The sequence below is a fragment of the Streptomyces sp. NPDC034670 genome (genome assembly GCF_055574875.1).
In genome coordinates, this window is the sequence record NZ_JBVITR010000132.1 from 1 (window position 1) to 2317 (window position 2317).

Sequence of the window (2317 nt, forward strand, 5' to 3'; positions counted from 1 at the left end):
GGTCGGCGTAGACGGCCACGCTGGCGATCCCGGCGTCCCGGCAGGCCCGGGCCACGCGGACAGCGATTTCGCCACGGTTGGCGATGAGCACCTTGCGCACGATTGAGGCTCCCTCCTTGAAACAAGCTGAGTTTAGGGACTGTCGACACGGCACTACGACCCGTCCCCCATGGTGAGCTTGCCCACACGGAGCGTGATGCGAGGCTCGCTCGATCCGCGAAATCCCTTGTCGCGCCGTGGTGCGCAGAACTCCTCCCGAAAACCCTAGTCGTCCCGTGTGGTCAAGGTCTCTGTGAGAGGGTGCCGCGCCCCACCCTGTTTCTTTGTGGAATCCCTACGAATGGCCCAATGATTCTTTGCTCGCCGCAGGCCTCTTGTCCCGAGGTTTACCGGTCAGTAGCGTTCGCGTCGACCCGAACATACTCGGGGTAACCACAGTCGTGCTCGAAAGTGGGTGGGGGCCGGTGGTGCGCAGACCGGTGGCGTGGGCCGTGGCGCTCGTGCTGTTCGCCGAGGCGCTCGGCGTGGTGGCGCTGAACTGGTTCCTGGGGCTCGTCGTCGACCGGCAGGAGATGTCGCTGGCCGGCCTCGATCCGCACCTGATGTCGATGTCCTCGAAGATCGGCGGGGTCGTCTTCGGGCTCTACCTCGCGCTGTGCGGCCTGGTGGCCCTGCTGGTCGCCCTGCGCGACCGGGCGCCGGCCGGCTTCGGCCGGGTGCTGCTGGTCGGCGCCGCGGTGGTGCACGCGCTGCTGGGCGCGTTCGCGTGGGGGCTGGTCGGCCCGACCGCGTTCCTGGTCATGGTGGGGGTGCTGGGGCTCGTCGTCCTGCTGCTGACGACGTACGACGGCGGCCCGGGGGAACCCGCCGGAGCCGCCGGCGCCGGACCCGCGGGCGGTCCCGGCGGCGACGGCCCCCCGGTCACGCCGCCGGCGGCGCCCACAACTCCGTGATGCCCACGCCCAGCTCGGCCAGCAGGCGGCGCACCAGGGGCAGGCTGATGCCGATGACGTTGCCGTGGTCGCCGTCGATGCCGTCGATGAACGGACCCGAGCGGCCGTCCAGGGTGAACGCCCCGGCGACGTGGAGGGGTTCGCCGGAGGCCACGTAGGCGGCGATCTCCTCGTCGGTGGGATCACCGAAACGGACGACGGTGGAGGCGGTGGCGGAGGTGTAGCGGCCGCTGAGGGTGTCGTAGACGCAGTGGCCGGTCTGGAGCGTGCCCGCGCGGCCCCGCATGGCCTTCCAGCGCGCGGTGGCCTCCTCGGCGTCCGCGGGCTTGCCGAGGGCCCGGCCGTCCAGGTCGAGGACCGAGTCGCAGCCGATCACCAGCGCTCCCTTGGCCTCGGGCTTCGCGGCGACGACCGACGCCTTGGCCTCCGCCAGGGCGAGCGCCAGCTCGGCAGGGGTGGGGGCGGTGACGGCGTCCTCGTCGACCCCGCTGACGATCACCTCGGGGGCGAGTCCGGCCTGGCGGAGCAGTGCGAGCCGGGCGGGGGACTGGGAGGCGAGCACGAGTCGGCGGCGCGGCTGATCTGTCATGCGGTCAGCGTATCGACGTCGTCCGGACGCCTCACCTCACGCCGATCACGAGCATCACGAACACCATGGCCAGCGCCACGAGAACGCCCAGCCGCCGCAGCATCACCTGCATGTCCCGCAGTTCCTTCGGCGGTTCGTTCTCGGGGTCGGACCACAGCATGCCCTCCATCGTCCGGGCCCGGTCCGAGCGCGCGCCTGAGTACGCGTACTCAACTTCCCGGGCGGGGGGCGCGGCGGAACGGACGGGACCGGAGTTCCCCGGGTGGGGGAGCTCCGGTCCCGTCCGGACGGCGCCCGGGGCCGGGAGGCCATGTGCTACTGACCCGGCCAGTAGGTGCGGGTCCAGGCCGCCGGCCCGGGCCGGGGCGGGCGGCGGGCCGCGATGCGGGCGGGATCGGACCAGGCGTCCCGGGCAGCGGGCGGGACGGACCGCGCCGCGGCCACCGCCGCCGCGGCGCGGGCGCGGACCACCGCCAGGGCGGCGGCCAGCTCCTCGGGGGACGGATTGCCCCGCACGACCTTGATCGTCACGGTGGCCTCCAGTTCGGTCGGCACGGACGGACTACAGCGGGATGTTGCCGTGCTTCCGGGGCGGCAGCGCCTCCCGCTTGGTGCGCAGCTGACGCAGGCCGCGCACCAGGTGCCGGCGGGTGTCACGGGGCGCGATCACCGCGTCCACATAGCCGCGCTCGGCCGCCCCGTACGGATTGAGCAGGGCCTCCTCGTACTCCCGCACCAGCCGGGCACGGGTGGCCTCCGGATCGTCCGCCGCGGC

Annotated in this window: 6 protein-coding genes; 1 reads left to right on the plus strand and 5 read right to left on the minus strand. The window is 72.8% G+C overall.

The window, feature by feature from the left end; genetic code table 11:
• On the minus strand, positions 1-100 hold a 100-nt coding region (locus ACZ56B_RS32755; protein WP_157847070.1), incomplete at its 3' end, for a biotin carboxylase N-terminal domain-containing protein.
• A gap of 364 nt (positions 101-464) precedes the next feature.
• On the opposite strand from ACZ56B_RS32755, the gene ACZ56B_RS32760 reads away from it, so the two are divergent.
• A complete protein-coding gene (locus tag ACZ56B_RS32760; RefSeq protein WP_468798711.1) occupies positions 465-953 on the plus strand; it encodes a hypothetical protein in 489 nt (162 codons plus the stop codon).
• Here the strand turns inward: ACZ56B_RS32760 and ACZ56B_RS32765 are convergent.
• From ACZ56B_RS32765 to ACZ56B_RS32780, 4 genes are all read right to left on the minus strand, one after another.
• On the minus strand, positions 922-1542 hold the full coding sequence (locus ACZ56B_RS32765) for a Maf family protein (RefSeq protein WP_468798714.1): 621 nt from the start codon (positions 1540-1542) through the stop codon (positions 922-924). The two genes, ACZ56B_RS32760 and ACZ56B_RS32765, sit on opposite strands and share 32 nt — an antisense overlap.
• Positions 1543-1573: 31 nt before the next feature.
• Positions 1574-1702, minus strand: a complete 129-nt coding sequence (mmpB, locus tag ACZ56B_RS32770; RefSeq protein WP_468798717.1) for a morphogenic membrane protein MmpB — start codon at positions 1700-1702, stop codon at positions 1574-1576.
• A gap of 155 nt (positions 1703-1857) precedes the next feature.
• Positions 1858-2073, minus strand: coding sequence for an acyl-CoA carboxylase epsilon subunit (locus tag ACZ56B_RS32775; RefSeq protein ID WP_468798722.1), 216 nt, complete (start codon positions 2071-2073; stop codon positions 1858-1860).
• Positions 2074-2104: 31 nt separating this feature from the next.
• Positions 2105-2317, minus strand: a 213-nt coding sequence (locus ACZ56B_RS32780; RefSeq protein ID WP_468798720.1) for a carboxyl transferase domain-containing protein, incomplete at its 5' end; no start/stop codon positions are given.

Coding starts and splice junctions, on each gene's coding strand:
- ACZ56B_RS32765 (WP_468798714.1), bottom strand. CDS start 1,542: ATGACAGATCAGCCGCGCCGCCGACTCGTGCTCGCCTCCCAGTCCCCC.
- mmpB (WP_468798717.1), bottom strand. CDS start 1,702: ATGCTGTGGTCCGACCCCGAGAACGAACCGCCGAAGGAACTGCGGGAC.